The sequence below is a fragment of the Shinella daejeonensis genome, from assembly GCF_024281235.1.
Classification (GTDB): Bacteria; Pseudomonadota; Alphaproteobacteria; order Rhizobiales; family Rhizobiaceae; genus Shinella; species Shinella daejeonensis.
Map to the genome: position 1 here is coordinate 177,877 of NZ_JAHWXY010000004.1, position 16,271 is coordinate 194,147.

Genomic DNA, 16,271 nt, shown 5'->3' on the forward strand with positions numbered 1-16,271 from the left:
GGCCGATTGACCTTTAATCGATTAAATTAATTTTGCACCGCAATGAGACTTGTGGTTCGGCGCTGCGGTGATTAAACGTCGCAATCACTGCAATGTGCACAACATACTGCAATTCCGGAGAAAATTCGTCCAGATTTTGGCTCTCCGGGGTTCCGTGAGGTTCAGATGACGAATGTCACTCGAAGCCGGCCGCTTTCGCCGCATCTCCAGGTTTACAAGCCGATCCCGACGATGGTCATGTCGATCGTCCACCGCATTACCGGCGGCGCGCTCTATTTCGGCACCGTGCTCGTCGCCTGGTGGCTGATCGCGGCGGCCATGGGAGAGAGCGCCTTCGACACGGTCAGCTGGTTCTTCGGCACGCTGGTCGGGCGGCTGATCCTCTTCGGCTACACCTGGGCGCTGCTGCATCACATGCTTGGGGGCTTGCGCCATTTCATGTGGGACATCGGGCGCGGCTACGAGAAACATTTCAACACGAGACTCGCCATCGCGACCCCCTTCGTCTCCGTCGCGCTGACGGTGCTGGTGTGGATCGCCGCCTATCTGGCGCGCTGAGGAGGACGGAAACATGGATATGCGCACGCCCCTCAGCCGCGTTCGCGGCCTCGGTTCGGCCAAGGACGGCACGGAGCATTTCTGGCGTCAGCGCCTGACGGCGGTCGCCAATGTTCCCCTGCTCCTGTTCTTCGTCGGCTTCCTCGTCTGCCACAACGGCGCTTCCTACGCGGAGGTGACGGCCTCGCTCGCAAACCCGCTCGTGGCCGTCCTGATGGGGCTCGTCGTCATTTCCGGCCTCATTCACATGAAGCTCGGCATGCAGGTCATCATCGAGGACTATGTGCATGGCGAGGGCGCGAAGATCGCGCTCCTCATGCTCAACACCTTCTTCGCGATCCTGGTCGGCGGACTCTGTCTCTTCGCCGTCCTCAAAATCGCTTTTGCAGGATAATCCAATCATGGCAGCGATCTCCTCTCCGGCGGCCAACGGCAAGGCCTATCAATATGTGGACCATTCCTTCGACGTGATCGTCGTCGGCGCCGGCGGCGCCGGCCTTCGTGCCACGCTCGGCATGGCCGAGCAGGGGCTCAAGACGGCCTGCATCACCAAGGTCTTCCCGACCCGTTCGCATACGGTCGCCGCGCAGGGCGGCATCGCCGCCTCGCTCCAGAACATGACGCCGGATTCGTGGCAGTGGCACCTTTACGACACCGTCAAGGGGTCCGACTGGCTCGGCGACGTCGACGCCATGCAGTATCTCGCCATGGAAGCGCCAAAGGCGGTCTATGAGCTGGAGCACTACGGCGTACCCTTCTCGCGCAACGAGGAAGGCAAGATCTACCAGCGGCCCTTCGGCGGCCACATGCAGAACTACGGCGAAGGTCCGCCGGTGCAGCGCACCTGCGCGGCTGCCGACCGCACCGGCCATGCCATCCTGCACACGCTCTACGGCCAGTCGCTGCGGCACAATGCGGAGTTCTTCGTCGAATATTTCGCGCTCGACCTGATCATGTCGGCCGATGGCCGCTGCACCGGCGTCGTCGCCTGGAATCTCGATGACGGCACGATCCATCGCTTTTCCGCCAAGATGGTGGTGCTGGCGACCGGCGGCTACGGCCGCGCCTATTTCTCCGCCACCTCGGCGCATACCTGCACGGGCGACGGCGGCGGCATGGTCGCGCGCGCCGGCCTGCCGTTGCAGGATATGGAATTCGTGCAGTTTCATCCGACCGGCATCTATGGCGCGGGCTGCCTCATCACCGAGGGCGCGCGCGGCGAGGGCGGCTATCTCGTCAATTCGGAAGGCGAGCGCTTCATGGAGCGTTACGCGCCCTCGGCCAAGGATCTCGCCTCCCGCGACGTCGTCTCGCGCTGCATGACGATGGAAATCCGCGAGGGCCGGGGCGTCGGCCGGAACAAGGATCACATCTACCTGCATCTCGACCATCTCGATCCGGCCGTGCTGCACGAGCGGCTGCCGGGCATTTCCGAAAGCGCCAGGATCTTCGCCGGCGTCGATGTCACGCGCGAGCCGATCCCGGTGCTGCCGACCGTCCATTACAACATGGGCGGGGTTCCCACGAACTACTGGGGCGAGGTGCTGAACGCCAACAGCGAGAACCCGGAGCGCATCGCGCCCGGCCTGATGGCTGTCGGCGAAGCCGGATGCGCCTCGGTGCATGGCGCCAACCGCCTCGGCTCCAACTCGCTGATCGACCTCGTGGTCTTCGGCCGGGCCGCCGCCATCCGCGCCGGCCAGGTGATCGACCGCGACGCGGCCGTGCCCGCGCTCGACGTCGCTGCCTGCGACAGGATCATGGACCGCTTCGACCGTCTTCGACATGCCGACGGCGGCACGCCGACGGCCGTGCTGCGCGACAAGATGCAGCGCACCATGCAGGAGGACGCCGCGGTGTTCCGCACCCAGGAATCGCTTGAAAACGGCTGCCGCCGCATCAGCGCGATCTGGAAGGAACTGCCGGACGTCAAGGTCACCGACCGGTCGATGATCTGGAACTCCGATCTCGTCGAGACGCTGGAACTGGAAAACCTGATGGCCAATGCCATCACCACCGTCTATGGCGCCGAGGCCCGCAAGGAAAGCCGCGGTTCGCATGCCCGCGAGGACTATGCGGACGGCCCGCTCGGCGGCCGTGACGACGTCAACTGGCGCAAGCACACGCTGGCCTGGGTCAACGAGGTGGGCGAGGTCACGCTCGACTATCGCCCGGTTCATACCGAACTCATCGCGGACGGGATCGATCCCAAGAAGATCGAACCCAAGGCGCGCGTCTACTGATCCCGAGGAGAACAGGACATGGTTGAACTCGCTCTCCCGAAGAATTCGCAGATCACCGAAGGCAAGGTCTGGCCGAAGCCGGAAGGCGCGACCAACACCCGCGAGTTCCGCATCTATCGCTGGAGCCCGGACGACGACAGCAATCCGTCGGTCGACACGTTCTATATCGATGTCGACGATTGCGGCCCGATGGTGCTCGATGCGCTGCTTTACATCAAGAACAGGATCGATCCGACGCTGACGCTGCGCCGCTCCTGCCGCGAGGGCATCTGCGGCTCCTGCGCCATGAATATCGACGGAACCAATACGCTCGCCTGCACCAAGGGCATGGACGAGATCAAGGGCGCCGTGAAGGTCTATCCGCTGCCGCATCTGCCGGTGGTCAAGGATCTCGTTCCGGACCTTACCAATTTCTACGCGCAGCACCGTTCGATCGAGCCGTGGCTGAAGACCGTGTCGCCGACGCCCGAAAAGGAGTGGCGGCAGAGCCATGACGATCGCCTCAAGCTCGACGGCCTCTACGAGTGCATTCTGTGCGCCTGCTGCTCGACGTCCTGTCCGAGCTACTGGTGGAACGGCGACCGCTATCTCGGCCCGGCGGTGCTGCTTCAGGCCTACCGCTGGCTGATCGACAGCCGCGACGAAGCCACGGGCGAGCGTCTCGACGATCTGGAAGATCCCTTCCGCCTCTATCGCTGCCACACGATCATGAATTGCGCCCAGGCCTGCCCGAAGGGTCTCAACCCGGCCAAGGCGATCGGCGAAATCAAGAAGATGCTGGTCGAGCGCCGGTTCTGACCCATATGAACCGCCATTTACGAAACGTGAGAGACCGGTCCGCCGATTCGGGCCGGCCTGACTTGATTCAGGCAGGCATTTCACGTTAATTCGGGAAAAATTGCTGCGGGGCAGCAGAATCCGGCAGAACAGCAGGAGTTTCGACATGCGAATTATACATGTGGCGGGCGGACTTATGATGGCGCTTGCTCTGGCCGGCTGCCAGCGAACCTCCACCACGACGATCAATACCCGGCCGTTGACGCCGCTGGAAGCGCAGCCGATCGGCGCGGTCTCCTCGAGCCAGCTTCCCGATCCCACGACGAGCGCGACGCAGTTTCCTGAAAAGCCGATGACCGGCGGCACGGAGATGGCCTCGATCGATGGGGCCGAAGCCTCCGGCGCGATGGACGTCACCAAGGAATCGATGGTCGGCAACTGGCGCGTGACCGCCGGCCCCTCCACCTGCGATATGTTCCTGACGCTGACTAATCTCGGCAGCGGCTCGCGCGGCGGCACCCGGGGCTGCGCCGGCGAACTCACGACGATGGGTTCCTGGGAAGTGGCCGGCAAGCAGGTGGTTCTGAAGGATCGCGGCGGAAACGCCATCGCCCGCCTCTACAAGACCGCCGATTCCCGTTATAGCGGAACCACCACCTCCGGTCAGCCGATCAGCCTTGGCCGCTGATTTCGTCTTCTGCCGGAAGGATGGCGCAGCTTGCCCATGAGCAAGGATTGGGAGAGGGCCTCCAACCCCTCGGAACACGGTGTTTCCGCCCGGCTGGAAACCCTGATCGCCATGGGCGAGTTGAAGCCGGATCCCGCACAGGCGGCGATGGCGCGGCGGTTCGACCGCCTGCTCCGCGAGATCCGCGACCAGCGCCCGGCGCGCAAATCGAGCGCGCTCGGCTGGCTTTTCGCGTCCCGCAAGCCGCAAACCGTCGCCGCTCCGAAGGGTCTTTACATTCATGGCGGTGTCGGGCGCGGCAAGACCATGCTCATGGACATGTTTTTCGAGCGCGCGCCGCTGAAACGCAAGCGTCGCGCCCATTTCCATGAATTCATGGCCGATGTCCACGAGCGGATCCACCGCCATCGCCAGGATCTCAAGGCCGGCAAGACGCGGCAGGCCGATCCGGTCCCTCCCGTTGCTGCGAGCCTGATCGCCGAAGCGCGCCTGCTCTGCTTCGACGAATTCTCCGTCACCGATATTGCCGATGCGATGATCCTGTCGCGGCTGTTCGGTGAACTTTTCGCCAGCGGCTGCATTCTTGTCGCCACGTCGAACGTCGAGCCGGACGATCTCTATCGGGACGGTCTCAACCGCGGCCTGTTCCTGCCCTTCGTGGGGCTTCTGAAACAGCATGTTGAGATCCTGCCGCTCGATTCGGTGACCGATTACCGCATGGAGAAAGAGGCGGGCCTGCCCGTCTTCCGCCATCCGATCGGACCGGAAGCCGATATGGCCATGGAGGCGGCCTGGCAGCGCGAGGTCGCGGACCTGCCGGTGGCGCCGGCCACGCTTTCGTTTCGCGGCCGCGCCATCGCCGTGCCGCTTGCGGCCGGCCGCGCCGCCCGTTTCGATTTTTCCGATCTTTGCGAGCGGCCGCTGGCCGCAGCGGACTATCTCGAAATTCTCGGCCGTTACGATACGCTCTTCGTCGAGAACATCCCTTTTCTCGGCGCGGAGAAGCGCAACGAAACCAAACGCTTCATCAATCTCGTCGATGCGGTCTACGATCGCCGCGCCCGGTTTTTCGCCTCCGCCGCCGCTGCGCCGGACAGGCTGCTCGTGACCCGCAGGGGCACGGAAGGCTTCGAGTTCGACCGCACGGTTTCCCGTCTGACGGAGATGCGAAGTGCGGAGTATCTTGCCGAGCATCAGCGAAAATACGACCATCCTGTCGTGGAAGTGTCGTAAAATTCTTACGTAAACGTAAGAATTTTTATATCTAACCGATTGAAATATCTTGCTTTAAAAGTATCGATTGAATTTTTAACCAGAGAGGGCTAATCCCTTGCGGCGAAAGGTCTCGCGTTTGCGACACGGGGCCGGTGTCCAACTCAAGAGGAAGCTCTCACATGGCCCGCAGCAAGATCGCACTTATTGGTTCCGGAATGATCGGTGGCACGCTGGCGCACCTCGCCGGCCTCAAGGAACTGGGCGATATCGTCCTGTTCGACATTGCTGACGGCGTTCCGCAGGGCAAGGGTCTCGACATCGCCCAGTCGTCCCCGGTCGAGGGCTTCAACGCCTCCTTCACCGGCGCCAGCGACTATGCGGCGATCGAAGGCGCCGACGTCTGCATCGTGACGGCCGGCGTCGCGCGCAAGCCCGGCATGAGCCGTGACGACCTGCTCGGCATCAATCTCAAGGTGATGGAGCAGGTCGGCGCGGGCATCAAGAAATACGCCCCCGACGCCTTCGTCATCTGCATCACCAACCCGCTCGACGCGATGGTATGGGCCTTGCAGAAGTTCTCGGGCCTTCCGAAGAACATGGTCGTCGGCATGGCCGGCGTGCTCGACTCGTCCCGCTTCCGCCTGTTCCTCTCCGAGGAGTTCAAGGTTTCCGTCCAGGACGTCACCGCCTTCGTTCTCGGCGGCCATGGCGACACGATGGTGCCGCTCGCCCGCTATTCGACGGTCGCCGGAATCCCGCTGCCCGACCTCGTCAAGATGGGATGGACCAGCAAGGAGCGCCTGGAGGAAATCATCCAGCGCACCCGTGACGGCGGCGCGGAAATCGTCAGCCTGCTGAAGACCGGATCGGCCTATTACGCCCCGGCCGCTTCCGCCATCGAAATGGCCGAATCCTACCTCAAGGACAAGAAGCGTGTCCTGCCCTGCGCGGCTCATCTGTCGGGTCAGTACGGCGTCAAGGACATGTATGTCGGCGTGCCGACCGTCATCGGCGCAGGCGGCGTCGAGCGCATCATCGAGGTCGAGTTCAACAAGGCCGAGCAGGAAGCCTTCGACAAGTCGGTCGGCGCCGTCGCCGGCCTTTGCGAAGCCTGCATCAACATCGCGCCCGCGCTGAAGTAATCCCGGCATCAAGACAGGACTTTTCCCATGAACATCCATGAATATCAGGCCAAGGCTCTCCTGAAGAGCTACGGCGCGCCGGTCGCCGAGGGCGTGGCCATTTTCTCCGCCGACGAGGCGGAAGCCGCCGCCCGCAAGCTTCCCGGGCCGCTTTATGTGGTCAAGAGCCAGATCCATGCCGGCGGGCGCGGCAAGGGCAAGTTCAAGGAACTCGGCCCCGACGCCAAGGGCGGGGTGCGCCTTGCCCGAAGCGTCGAGGACGTCGTCGCCAACAGCCGGGAAATGCTCGGTAACACGCTGGTCACCAAGCAGACCGGCGAGGCCGGCAAGCAGGTGAACCGCCTCTATATCGAGGATGGCGCGGATATCGACCGCGAGCTTTACCTGTCGATCCTCGTCGACCGCTCGGTCGGCAAGGTGGCCTTCGTCGTCTCCACCGAGGGCGGCATGGACATCGAGGCGGTCGCCGAGGAGACGCCCGAGAAGATCGTCACCGTCGCCATCGATCCCGACGCCGGCGTCACGGCCGGAAACCTCGCGACGCTGGCGGATGCGCTCAAGCTCGAGGGCGAGGCGCGGGCCGATGCGGAAAAGCTCTTTCCGCTGCTCTACAAGGCCTTCGTCGAGAAGGACATGAGCCTGCTGGAAGTGAACCCGCTGATCGTCATGACGAACGGCCGGCTGCGCGTTCTCGACGCCAAGGTCTCCTTCGACGGCAACGCGCTGTTCCGCCATTCCGACATCGTGGAGCTGCGCGACACGACCGAGGAAGACGAGAAGGAGATCGAGGCCTCCAAATACGATCTCGCCTATGTCGCGCTCGACGGCAATATCGGCTGCATGGTCAATGGTGCGGGCCTTGCCATGGCGACCATGGATATCATCAAGCTCTATGGCGCCGAACCCGCCAACTTTCTCGACGTCGGCGGCGGCGCGAGCAAGGAGAAGGTGACGGCCGCCTTCAAGATCATCACGGCGGATCCGGCGGTGAAGGGCATCCTCGTCAACATCTTCGGCGGCATCATGAAGTGCGACGTCATCGCCGAAGGCGTGATCGCCGCCGTCAGGGACGTCGGTCTCAAGGTTCCGCTCGTCGTGCGCCTCGAGGGCACCAATGTCGAACTGGGCAAGAAGATCATCAACGAAAGCGGCCTGAACGTGATTTCGGCCGACGACCTCGATGACGCCGCCCAGAAGATCGTCAAGGCCGTCAAGGGAGCCTGAGAATGTCCATCCTCATCAACAAAGACACCAAGGTTCTCGTCCAGGGCCTGACCGGCAAGACCGGAACCTTCCACACCGAGCAGGCGCTTGCCTATCACGGCACGCAGATGGTCGGCGGCATCCACCCCTCCAAGGGCGGAACTCAATGGACCGGCGCCAGGGGCGAGACGCTGCCGATCTTCGCCAGCGTCGCCGAGGGCCGGGACGCCACCGGCGCGAACGCCTCCGTCATCTACGTTCCGCCGGCTGGCGCGGCGGCGGCGATCATCGAGGCGATCGATGCGGAAATCCCGCTCATCGTCTGCATCACGGAAGGCATTCCGGTCGCCGATATGGTGAAGGTCAAGGCGCGGCTCGATGCGTCGAAGTCGCGTCTCATCGGCCCGAATTGCCCCGGCGTCCTGACGCCGAACGAATGCAAGATCGGCATCATGCCGGGCAATATCTTCAAGAAGGGCTCGGTCGGGGTTCTTTCCCGTTCCGGCACGCTGACCTATGAGGCGGTCTTCCAGACCACGAACGAAGGCCTCGGCCAGACGACGGCCGTCGGCATCGGCGGCGACCCCGTCAAGGGCACCGAGTTCATCGACGTGCTCGAAATGTTCCTCGCCGACGACGAGACCAAGTCGATCATCATGATCGGCGAGATCGGCGGCTCGGCCGAGGAAGAAGCGGCGCAGTTCCTGAAGGACGAGGCGAAGCGCGGGCGCAGCAAGCCGACGGTCGGCTTCATCGCCGGCCGCACCGCTCCTCCCGGCCGCACCATGGGCCATGCCGGGGCGGTGATCTCCGGCGGCAAGGGCGGCGCGGAAGACAAGATCGCGGCGATGGAAGCGGCGGGTATCCGCGTTTCCCCCTCGCCGGCGCGGCTGGGCACGACGCTGGTGGAAGTCCTCAAGGGCTGAAACGAACGAAAGGGACAGGCCGGCGACAAGCCGGCCGATCCATATCTCCCCGGCGCATGCGGTCATGCGTTCGCCGGGCGGCAAGCCGGGAAAACCCCGGTCAACACGATCGCTCGGGAGGCGGGTGCGATACCCGCAAGATACCATGGCACGGCAAGACGCTAACGAACAATTCCTGGCCACTTCCTTCCTCGACGGCGCGAACGCGGCCTATATCGAACAGCTTTACGCGAAATACGAAGCCGACCCGTCCTCCGTCGGCGAGGAATGGCGGACGTTCTTCGAGGCGCTCGCCGACCAGCCCTCCGACATCGTGAAGGCGGCAAGGGGCGCGTCCTGGAAGCGCGAGAACTGGCCGATCCCGGCCAACGGCGAGCTTGTCTCGGCGCTCGACGGCAACTGGGGCGCCGTCGAGAAGGTCATCGGGAAGAAGGTGCAGGCCAAGGCGGAAGCCGCCGCCGCCGCAACGGGCGCGCCGGTCGATGCCGCCGACGTCCGGCAGGCGACGAACGATTCGGTGCATGCCATCATGATGATCCGCGCCTATCGCGCCCGCGGCCATCTCCATGCCAAGCTCGATCCGCTCGGCATCGCCGCGCCGGTCGAGGATTACGACGAACTGTCGCCTTCGAACTACGGCTTCGAGGAGAAGGATCTCGACCGCAGGATCTTCATCGACAATGTTCTCGGCCTCGAATATGCGACCGTCCGCGAGATGGTCGATATCCTCACGCGCACCTATTGCTCGACCATCGGCGTCGAGTTCATGCATATCTCCAACCCGGAAGAAAAGGCCTGGATCCAGAGCCGGATCGAAGGTCCCGACAAGGGCGTCGGCTTCACGCCGGAAGGCAAGCGCGCGATCCTCCAGAAACTGATCGAGGCGGAGGGCTTCGAGCAGTTCATCGACGTCAAGTACAAGGGGACCAAGCGGTTCGGCCTCGACGGCGGCGAGTCGCTCATCCCGGCGCTGGAGCAGATCATTAAGCGCGGCGGCCAGCTCGGCCTCAAGGAGGTCGTGTTCGGCATGGCGCACCGCGGCCGCCTCAATGTCCTTTCGCAGGTGATGGGCAAGCCGCACCGCGCCATCTTCCACGAATTCAAGGGCGGCTCCTTCGCGCCGGACGACGTCGAGGGCTCGGGCGACGTGAAGTACCATCTCGGCGCGTCCTCCGACCGGGAGTTCGACGGCAACAGCGTGCATTTGTCGCTGACGGCCAACCCGTCTCATCTGGAGATCGTCAACCCCGTGGTGATGGGCAAGGCGCGCGCCAAGCAGGACGTGATGGCCACCGTCTTCGAGGGCGACATCATCCCCTTGCGCGAACGCGTCAAGGTGCTGCCGCTGCTGCTGCACGGCGATGCCGCCTTCGCCGGCCAGGGCGTCGTCGCCGAATGCCTCGGCCTGTCGGGCCTGCGCGGCCACCGGGTCGGCGGCACGCTGCATTTCATCATCAACAACCAGATCGGCTTCACCACCAATCCGGCCTTCTCGCGCTCCTCGCCCTATCCGTCCGACGTGGCGAAGATGATCGAGGCGCCGATCTTCCACGTCAACGGCGACGACCCCGAGGCCGTCACCTATGCCGCCAAGATCGCCACCGAATTCCGGATGAAGTTCCACAAGCCGGTCGTCGTCGACATGTTCTGCTATCGCCGCTTCGGCCATAACGAAGGCGACGAGCCGGCGTTCACGCAGCCGAAGATGTATAAGGCGATCCGCGCCCACAAGACGGTCGTGCAGCTCTATGCCGCGCGCCTCATCGCCGAAGGCCTTATCACCGAGGGCGAATTCGAGAAGATGCGGGCGGACTGGCGCGCCAATCTCGAACAGGAATTCGAGGCCGGCCAGTCCTACAAGCCGAACAAGGCCGACTGGCTCGACGGCGCCTGGTCGGGGCTTCGCACGGCCGACAATCAGGACGAACAGCGCCGCGGCAAGACCTCGGTGCCGATGAAGTCGCTGAAGGAGATCGGCCGCAAGATCTCGACCATCCCGGAAGGCTTCCGCGCCCATAAGACCATCCAGCGTTTCATGGACAATCGCGCCCAGATGATCGAGACGGGCGAAGGCATAGACTGGGCGATGGGCGAGGCGCTGGCCTTCGGCACGCTCTGCGTCGAAGGCACGAAGATCCGTCTTTCCGGACAGGACTGCGAACGCGGCACCTTCTCGCAGCGCCATTCGGTGCTCTACGATCAGGAGACCGAGGACCGCTATATTCCGCTCGCCAACCTCTCGCCGACCCAGGCGCGCTACGAGGTCATCAATTCGATGCTGTCGGAAGAGGCCGTGCTCGGCTTCGAATACGGCTATTCGCTTGCCCGGCCGAATGCGCTGACGCTCTGGGAGGCCCAGTTCGGCGACTTCGCCAACGGTGCCCAGGTCCTCTTCGACCAGTTCATCTCGTCGGGCGAACGCAAGTGGCTGCGCATGTCGGGCCTCGTCTGCCTGCTGCCGCACGGCTATGAAGGCCAGGGGCCGGAACATTCTTCCGCGCGGCTGGAACGCTGGCTACAGATGTGCGCCGAGGACAATATGCAGGTCGCCAATGTTACGACGCCGGCGAACTATTTCCACATCCTGCGCCGCCAGGTGAAGCGCGACTTCCGCAAGCCGCTGATCATGATGACGCCGAAGTCGCTGCTGCGCCACAAGCGCGCGGTGTCCTCGCTGTCGGAAATGGCGGGGGAAAGCTCGTTCCATCGCCTGCTGTGGGACGATGCCGAGGTCATCAAGGACGGTCCGATCAAGTTGCAGAAGGACGCCAGGATCCGGCGCGTCGTGATGTGCTCCGGCAAGGTCTATTTCGACCTTCTGGAAGAGCGCGAGAAGCGCGGCATCGACGATGTCTACCTGCTGCGCCTGGAACAGCTTTATCCGTTCCCGGCCAAGGCGCTGATCAACGAGTTGTCGCGCTTCCGCAACGCCGAGATGGTCTGGTGCCAGGAAGAGCCCAAGAACATGGGCGCCTGGGCGTTCATCGATCCCTATCTCGAATGGGTGCTTGCCCATATCGAAGCCAAGTACCAGCGCGTGCGCTATACCGGGCGACCGGCCGCCGCCTCGCCGGCCACGGGCCTGATGTCGAAACATCTGGCGCAACTCGCCGCCTTCCTTGAGGATGCGCTGGGCGGTTGATCCGCCCGGCAGCCTTTCGCGCAATTCCGGACGAAGACCCGCATCACGGTCTTCCCGGTCTTGCTCCGGTCACAGCGACAAAGACACGAACGAACGGAACTTAAATCATGGCTACCGAAATCCGCGTCCCGACCCTGGGAGAATCCGTCAGCGAAGCGACCGTCGGCACCTGGTTCAAGAAGGTCGGCGACGCCATCAAGGTCGACGAGCCGCTCTGCGAACTGGAAACCGACAAGGTGACGATCGAAGTGCCGGCGCCCGTTTCCGGCGTGCTGTCGGAAATCACCGCCAATGACGGCGAGACGGTCGAGCCGGGCGGCCTGCTCGGCCAGATCGCCGAGGGCGCTGCCGCTCCGGCCGCCGGGGCGGCTGAAAAGCCCGCCGCCGCAGAGGCCGGGCAGACCACAGCAGAGGCGAAGCCGGCTGCCGGATCCACCATGCCGCCGGCGCCCGCCGCCGCCAAGATGCTTGCGGAAAACAACCTTTCGGCCGATCAGGTCGACGGTTCCGGCAAGCGCGGCCAGGTGCTGAAGGGCGATGTGATCGCCGCCGTCGCCAAGGGGATCACGGCTTCGGCCGCCGCCGAGCCGGCCAAGGCCGCCGCCCGTGCGCCGTCTTCCGAGGCCGATGCGCCGCGCGAGGAGCGGGTGAAGATGACGCGGCTGCGCCAGACCATCGCCAGACGCCTCAAGGATGCGCAGAACACCGCCGCCATGCTCACCACCTACAATGAGGTGGACATGAAGGCCGTCATGGATCTGCGGACCCGCTACAAGGATCTGTTCGAGAAGAAGCATGGCGTGAAGCTCGGCTTCATGGGCTTCTTCACCAAGGCGATCACGCATGCGCTGAAGGAACTGCCGGCCGTCAACGCCGAGATCGACGGCACGGACATCATCTACAAGAACTATTGCCATATCGGCGTCGCCGTCGGCACGGACAAGGGCCTCGTCGTGCCGGTGGTGCGCGATGCCGATCAGATGGGGATCGCCGAGATCGAAAAGGAGATCGGCCGTCTCGGCCGGGCCGCCCGCGACGGCGAGCTTTCCATGGCGGACATGCAGGGCGGCACCTTCACCATCTCGAACGGCGGCGTCTACGGCTCGCTGATGTCCTCGCCGATCCTCAATGCGCCGCAATCCGGCATTCTCGGAATGCACAAGATCCAGGAACGTCCGGTCGTCGTCGGCGGCCAGATCGTCATCCGGCCGATGATGTATCTGGCGCTCTCCTACGATCACCGCATCGTCGACGGCAAGGAGGCCGTGACCTTCCTCGTCCGCGTCAAGGAAAGCCTGGAAGACCCGGAACGGCTGGTTCTGGATCTCTGAGAGCGGGATATCGCAGGCGGCGCGGCCATGGGCGTCGCGCCGCCTTATCCATCCGCATACCGATCGCCGGCGATCTCTGCTAGGAATGAGGTCGGGGCAAGCGGGCGGGACGCGGCGTTCCGGGGCAGGGCAGGGCAACAGGTCCCATGAAAACGATACTCACCTACGGCACGTTCGATCTTCTCCATGTGGGCCATATCCGGCTTCTGGAGCGGGCTCGCGGGCTGGGAGACCGCCTCGTCGTCGGCGTCTCATCGGACGAGTTCAACGCCGTCAAGGGCAAGCTCAGCGTCATTCCCTATGCCCACCGGGCGGAAATCCTTCAGGCGCTCACCTGCGTCGACGAGGTTTTTCCCGAACACGACTGGCAGCAGAAGGAGGACGATATCCGCCGTTTCCAGGCGTCGGTCCTCGTCATGGGCGACGACTGGCAGGGGAAGTTCGACCATTACGGCACGCTTTGCGAGGTCGCCTATCTTCCCCGCACCGGCGGTATTTCGAGCACGGAACTGAAAGCGGCGCTCAGCGCCTTCAAGGGCGACAAGATCGCGGAACTGCACCGCGGTCTCGAGGCGCTTCGCACGATCATCACCCAGCTGGATGCATGAGCGGAAGGGACGGGCTTGGTCGATACGGCGATATTGCAGACCTGCCGGCAGCGTCGCATCCGAAGCGGGCGCGGCGGCGGGTACTTCCGGAATATCTTCCCCTTGAAAGGATATGACGCATGAGCACAGCCCGGGTTCTTCTCGTCACCGGCGGCAGCCGTGGCATCGGCGCAAGCGTATGCCGGCTGGCGGCGGCCGCCGGCTGGCAGGTGGCGGTAAACTACGTCTCGAATATCGAGGCCGCCGACGCGGTGGTGGCGGATATCCGCGCGGCCGGAGGGTCGGCGCTTGCCGTCCAGGGCGACGTCGGCTCGGAACCCGGCCTCGCATCGATCTTCGCCGCCGTCGACGGAGCCTTCGGCCGGCTCGACGGGCTTGTCAACAACGCCGGGATCGTCGCCCTGCCGCAACGGGTCGACGAGATATCCGCCGAACGGCTGGAGCGCATGTTCGCCGTCAACGTCATCGGCTCGATCCGTTGCGCGCAGGAGGCGGTGCGCCGCATGTCGACGCGTCATGGCGGACGGGGCGGGGCCATCGTCAATCTTTCCTCCATGGCGGCGATCCTCGGTGCGGCCGGCCAATATGTCGACTACGCCGCCAGCAAGGGGGCGATCGAGAGTTTCACCGTGGGGCTTTCCCGCGAGGTGGCGGCGGAGGGCATCCGCGTCAATCTCGTGCGTCCCGGCGTGATCGAGACCGATATCCATGCGGCCGGCGGCCTGCCGGACCGGGCGCGCGAAATGGCGCCGCTTATCCCCATGCAGCGCCCCGGCACCGCCGACGAGGTCGCGCATTCCATTGTCTATCTTCTCTCCGATGCGGCATCCTATGTGACGGGTGCCGCCCTCAACGTCAGCGGCGGCCGCTAGGCGCCCGTGCAGGAAGGACTTGTCATGGCATATGATCTCATCGTTATCGGCTCCGGTCCCGGCGGCTATGTCTGCGCGATCAAGGCGGCCCAGCTCGGTCTCAAGGTGGCGGTGGTCGAAAGGCGCGCCACCTACGGCGGCACCTGCCTCAATATCGGCTGCATTCCCTCCAAGGCGCTGCTGCACGCCTCGGAGACCTACGCCCATGCCGCCCACGGCATGGAGCCGCTCGGCATCGAGGGCGTGAAGCCGACGCTCAACCTTGCGAAGATGATGGGGCATAAGGATGCGACGGTGAAGGCCAATGTCGACGGCGTCGCCTTTCTGTTCAAGAAGAACAAGATCGACGGTATCCGCGGCACCGGCAAGGTGCTGGGCCAGGGTAAGGTTTCCGTCACGGGCGACAATGGCGAGGAACAGGTGCTGGAGACGAAGAGCATCGTTATCGCCACCGGCTCGGACGTCGCCGGCATTCCGGGCGTTCCCGTCGAGATCGACGAAAAGGTGATCGTGTCCTCGACCGGCGGCATCGCGCTCGAAAAGGTGCCGGGCCATCTCGTGGTCGTCGGGGGCGGGGTGATCGGCCTCGAACTCGGCTCCGTCTGGGGCCGCCTTGGTTCCAAGGTGACGGTGGTCGAATATCTCGACACGATCCTCGGCGGCATGGACGGCGAGGTTTCCAAACAGTACCGGCGCATGCTGGCCAAGCAGGGCATGGACTTCAAGCTCGGCGCGAAAGTGACCGGGGTGGAGAAGGGCGGCAAGGGCGCGAAGGTGACCTTCGAGCCGGTCAAGGGCGGCGAGGCGACGGTGCTGGACGCCGATGTCGTGCTGATCGCCACCGGCCGCAAGCCCTATACGGACGGTCTCGGGCTCGCCGAGGCCGGTGTCGCCATGGACAGCCGCGGCCGCGTCGAGATCGACGGTCATTTCCGCACCAGCGTCGAGGGCGTCTATGCGATCGGCGACGTGGTGCGCGGGCCGATGCTCGCCCACAAGGCCGAGGACGAAGGCGTGGCGCTCGCGGAGATCCTTGCCGGCCAGGCCGGCCATGTGAACTACGACGTCATCCCTAGCGTGGTCTATACCCAGCCGGAAGTCGCGTCCGTCGGCCAGACGGAGGAAGAACTGAAGACTGCCGGCGTCGCCTATAAGGCGGGCAAGTTTCCCTTCACGGCCAATGGCCGCGCCCGCGCGATGATGGCGACCGACGGTTTCGTGAAGGTCCTGTCGGACAAGGAGACCGATCGGGTGCTCGGCGTGCATATCGTCGGCTTCGGTGCCGGCGAGATGATCCACGAGGCGGCCGTGCTGATGGAGTTCGGCGGCTCGGCGGAGGATCTCGCCCGCACCTGCCACGCGCATCCGACGATGTCGGAAGCCGTGAAGGAAGCAGCGCTCGCCGCCTTCTTCAAGCCGCTTCATATGTGAGGCGGCCGTAGTACGGAGCTTGTGAAGAATCAGGCGGCCTGCCGTTCGCCGGCCGCCTTCGGGCGGCTGCGACAACGGGCCGCCTGTTCCGCCGCCGTAAACGGGCACACCATGGGACCTCGCAAAGGATGGTTC

At 64.3% G+C, this 16,271-nt stretch carries 14 protein-coding genes; all 14 read left to right on the plus strand.

All coding sequences use genetic code 11. The features are described from left to right. Nucleotides 1–165: 165 nt before the first annotated feature. The 14 genes from sdhC to lpdA all read left to right on the plus strand — a co-directional run bounded on the left by sdhC (nt 166) and on the right by lpdA (nt 16,136). Nucleotides 166–558: a succinate dehydrogenase, cytochrome b556 subunit gene (sdhC, locus tag KYK29_RS13580; protein WP_254691442.1), complete on the plus strand. Its 393-nt coding sequence runs from the start codon at nt 166–168 to the stop codon at nt 556–558. 13 nt (nt 559–571) lie between these two features. After that, nucleotides 572–952, plus strand: coding sequence for a succinate dehydrogenase, hydrophobic membrane anchor protein (gene sdhD / locus KYK29_RS13585; RefSeq protein ID WP_254691443.1), 381 nt, complete (start codon nt 572–574; stop codon nt 950–952). 7 nt (nt 953–959) lie between these two features. Further along, a complete protein-coding gene (gene sdhA / locus KYK29_RS13590; RefSeq protein ID WP_254691444.1) occupies nt 960–2,801 on the plus strand; it encodes a succinate dehydrogenase flavoprotein subunit in 1,842 nt (613 codons plus the stop codon). 18 nt (nt 2,802–2,819) lie between these two features. Beyond that, on the plus strand, nt 2,820–3,599 hold the full coding sequence (locus KYK29_RS13595) for a succinate dehydrogenase iron-sulfur subunit (RefSeq protein WP_254691445.1): 780 nt from the start codon (nt 2,820–2,822) through the stop codon (nt 3,597–3,599). Between the two features lie 145 nt (nt 3,600–3,744). Beyond that, complete coding sequence (locus tag KYK29_RS13600) at nt 3,745–4,266, plus strand: protease inhibitor Inh/omp19 family protein (RefSeq protein WP_254691446.1); 522 nt, start codon at nt 3,745–3,747, stop codon at nt 4,264–4,266. A gap of 36 nt (nt 4,267–4,302) precedes the next feature. After that, complete coding sequence (zapE, locus tag KYK29_RS13605; protein WP_254691447.1) at nt 4,303–5,499, plus strand: cell division protein ZapE; 1,197 nt, start codon at nt 4,303–4,305, stop codon at nt 5,497–5,499. Nucleotides 5,500–5,660: 161 nt separating this feature from the next. Then, a complete protein-coding gene (mdh, locus tag KYK29_RS13610) occupies nt 5,661–6,623 on the plus strand; it encodes a malate dehydrogenase (RefSeq protein ID WP_254691448.1) in 963 nt (320 codons plus the stop codon). Between the two features lie 27 nt (nt 6,624–6,650). Continuing rightward, nucleotides 6,651–7,847: an ADP-forming succinate--CoA ligase subunit beta gene (gene sucC / locus KYK29_RS13615; protein WP_254691449.1), complete on the plus strand. Its 1,197-nt coding sequence runs from the start codon at nt 6,651–6,653 to the stop codon at nt 7,845–7,847. Between the two features lie 2 nt (nt 7,848–7,849). Beyond that, on the plus strand, nt 7,850–8,752 hold the full coding sequence (sucD, locus tag KYK29_RS13620) for a succinate--CoA ligase subunit alpha (RefSeq protein ID WP_254691450.1): 903 nt from the start codon (nt 7,850–7,852) through the stop codon (nt 8,750–8,752). Nucleotides 8,753–8,897: 145 nt separating this feature from the next. Further along, on the plus strand, nt 8,898–11,894 hold the full coding sequence (locus KYK29_RS13625; RefSeq protein ID WP_254691451.1) for a 2-oxoglutarate dehydrogenase E1 component: 2,997 nt from the start codon (nt 8,898–8,900) through the stop codon (nt 11,892–11,894). 107 nt (nt 11,895–12,001) lie between these two features. Continuing rightward, on the plus strand, nt 12,002–13,225 hold the full coding sequence (odhB, locus tag KYK29_RS13630) for a 2-oxoglutarate dehydrogenase complex dihydrolipoyllysine-residue succinyltransferase (protein ID WP_254691452.1): 1,224 nt from the start codon (nt 12,002–12,004) through the stop codon (nt 13,223–13,225). Between the two features lie 146 nt (nt 13,226–13,371). After that, nucleotides 13,372–13,833 (plus strand): adenylyltransferase/cytidyltransferase family protein, encoded by a 462-nt coding sequence (locus KYK29_RS13635; protein WP_367880995.1) that lies wholly within the window; start codon nt 13,372–13,374, stop codon nt 13,831–13,833. A gap of 119 nt (nt 13,834–13,952) precedes the next feature. Then, nucleotides 13,953–14,705, plus strand: a complete 753-nt coding sequence (locus tag KYK29_RS13640; protein ID WP_254691453.1) for an SDR family oxidoreductase — start codon at nt 13,953–13,955, stop codon at nt 14,703–14,705. A 24-nt stretch (nt 14,706–14,729) separates the two neighbouring features. After that, nucleotides 14,730–16,136 (plus strand): dihydrolipoyl dehydrogenase, encoded by a 1,407-nt coding sequence (gene lpdA / locus KYK29_RS13645; protein WP_254691454.1) that lies wholly within the window; start codon nt 14,730–14,732, stop codon nt 16,134–16,136. Nucleotides 16,137–16,271: the final 135 nt, after the last annotated feature.

Coding starts and splice junctions, on each gene's coding strand:
- KYK29_RS13600 (WP_254691446.1), top strand. CDS start 3,745: ATGCGAATTATACATGTGGCGGGCGGACTTATGATGGCGCTTGCTCTG.
- KYK29_RS13625 (WP_254691451.1), top strand. CDS start 8,898: ATGGCACGGCAAGACGCTAACGAACAATTCCTGGCCACTTCCTTCCTC.
- odhB (WP_254691452.1), top strand. CDS start 12,002: ATGGCTACCGAAATCCGCGTCCCGACCCTGGGAGAATCCGTCAGCGAA.
- sucC (WP_254691449.1), top strand. CDS start 6,651: ATGAACATCCATGAATATCAGGCCAAGGCTCTCCTGAAGAGCTACGGC.
- mdh (WP_254691448.1), top strand. CDS start 5,661: ATGGCCCGCAGCAAGATCGCACTTATTGGTTCCGGAATGATCGGTGGC.
- sdhC (WP_254691442.1), top strand. CDS start 166: ATGACGAATGTCACTCGAAGCCGGCCGCTTTCGCCGCATCTCCAGGTT.
- KYK29_RS13595 (WP_254691445.1), top strand. CDS start 2,820: ATGGTTGAACTCGCTCTCCCGAAGAATTCGCAGATCACCGAAGGCAAG.
- lpdA (WP_254691454.1), top strand. CDS start 14,730: ATGGCATATGATCTCATCGTTATCGGCTCCGGTCCCGGCGGCTATGTC.
- KYK29_RS13635 (WP_367880995.1), top strand. CDS start 13,372: ATGAAAACGATACTCACCTACGGCACGTTCGATCTTCTCCATGTGGGC.
- sucD (WP_254691450.1), top strand. CDS start 7,850: ATGTCCATCCTCATCAACAAAGACACCAAGGTTCTCGTCCAGGGCCTG.
- KYK29_RS13640 (WP_254691453.1), top strand. CDS start 13,953: ATGAGCACAGCCCGGGTTCTTCTCGTCACCGGCGGCAGCCGTGGCATC.
- zapE (WP_254691447.1), top strand. CDS start 4,303: ATGAGCAAGGATTGGGAGAGGGCCTCCAACCCCTCGGAACACGGTGTT.
- sdhA (WP_254691444.1), top strand. CDS start 960: ATGGCAGCGATCTCCTCTCCGGCGGCCAACGGCAAGGCCTATCAATAT.
- sdhD (WP_254691443.1), top strand. CDS start 572: ATGGATATGCGCACGCCCCTCAGCCGCGTTCGCGGCCTCGGTTCGGCC.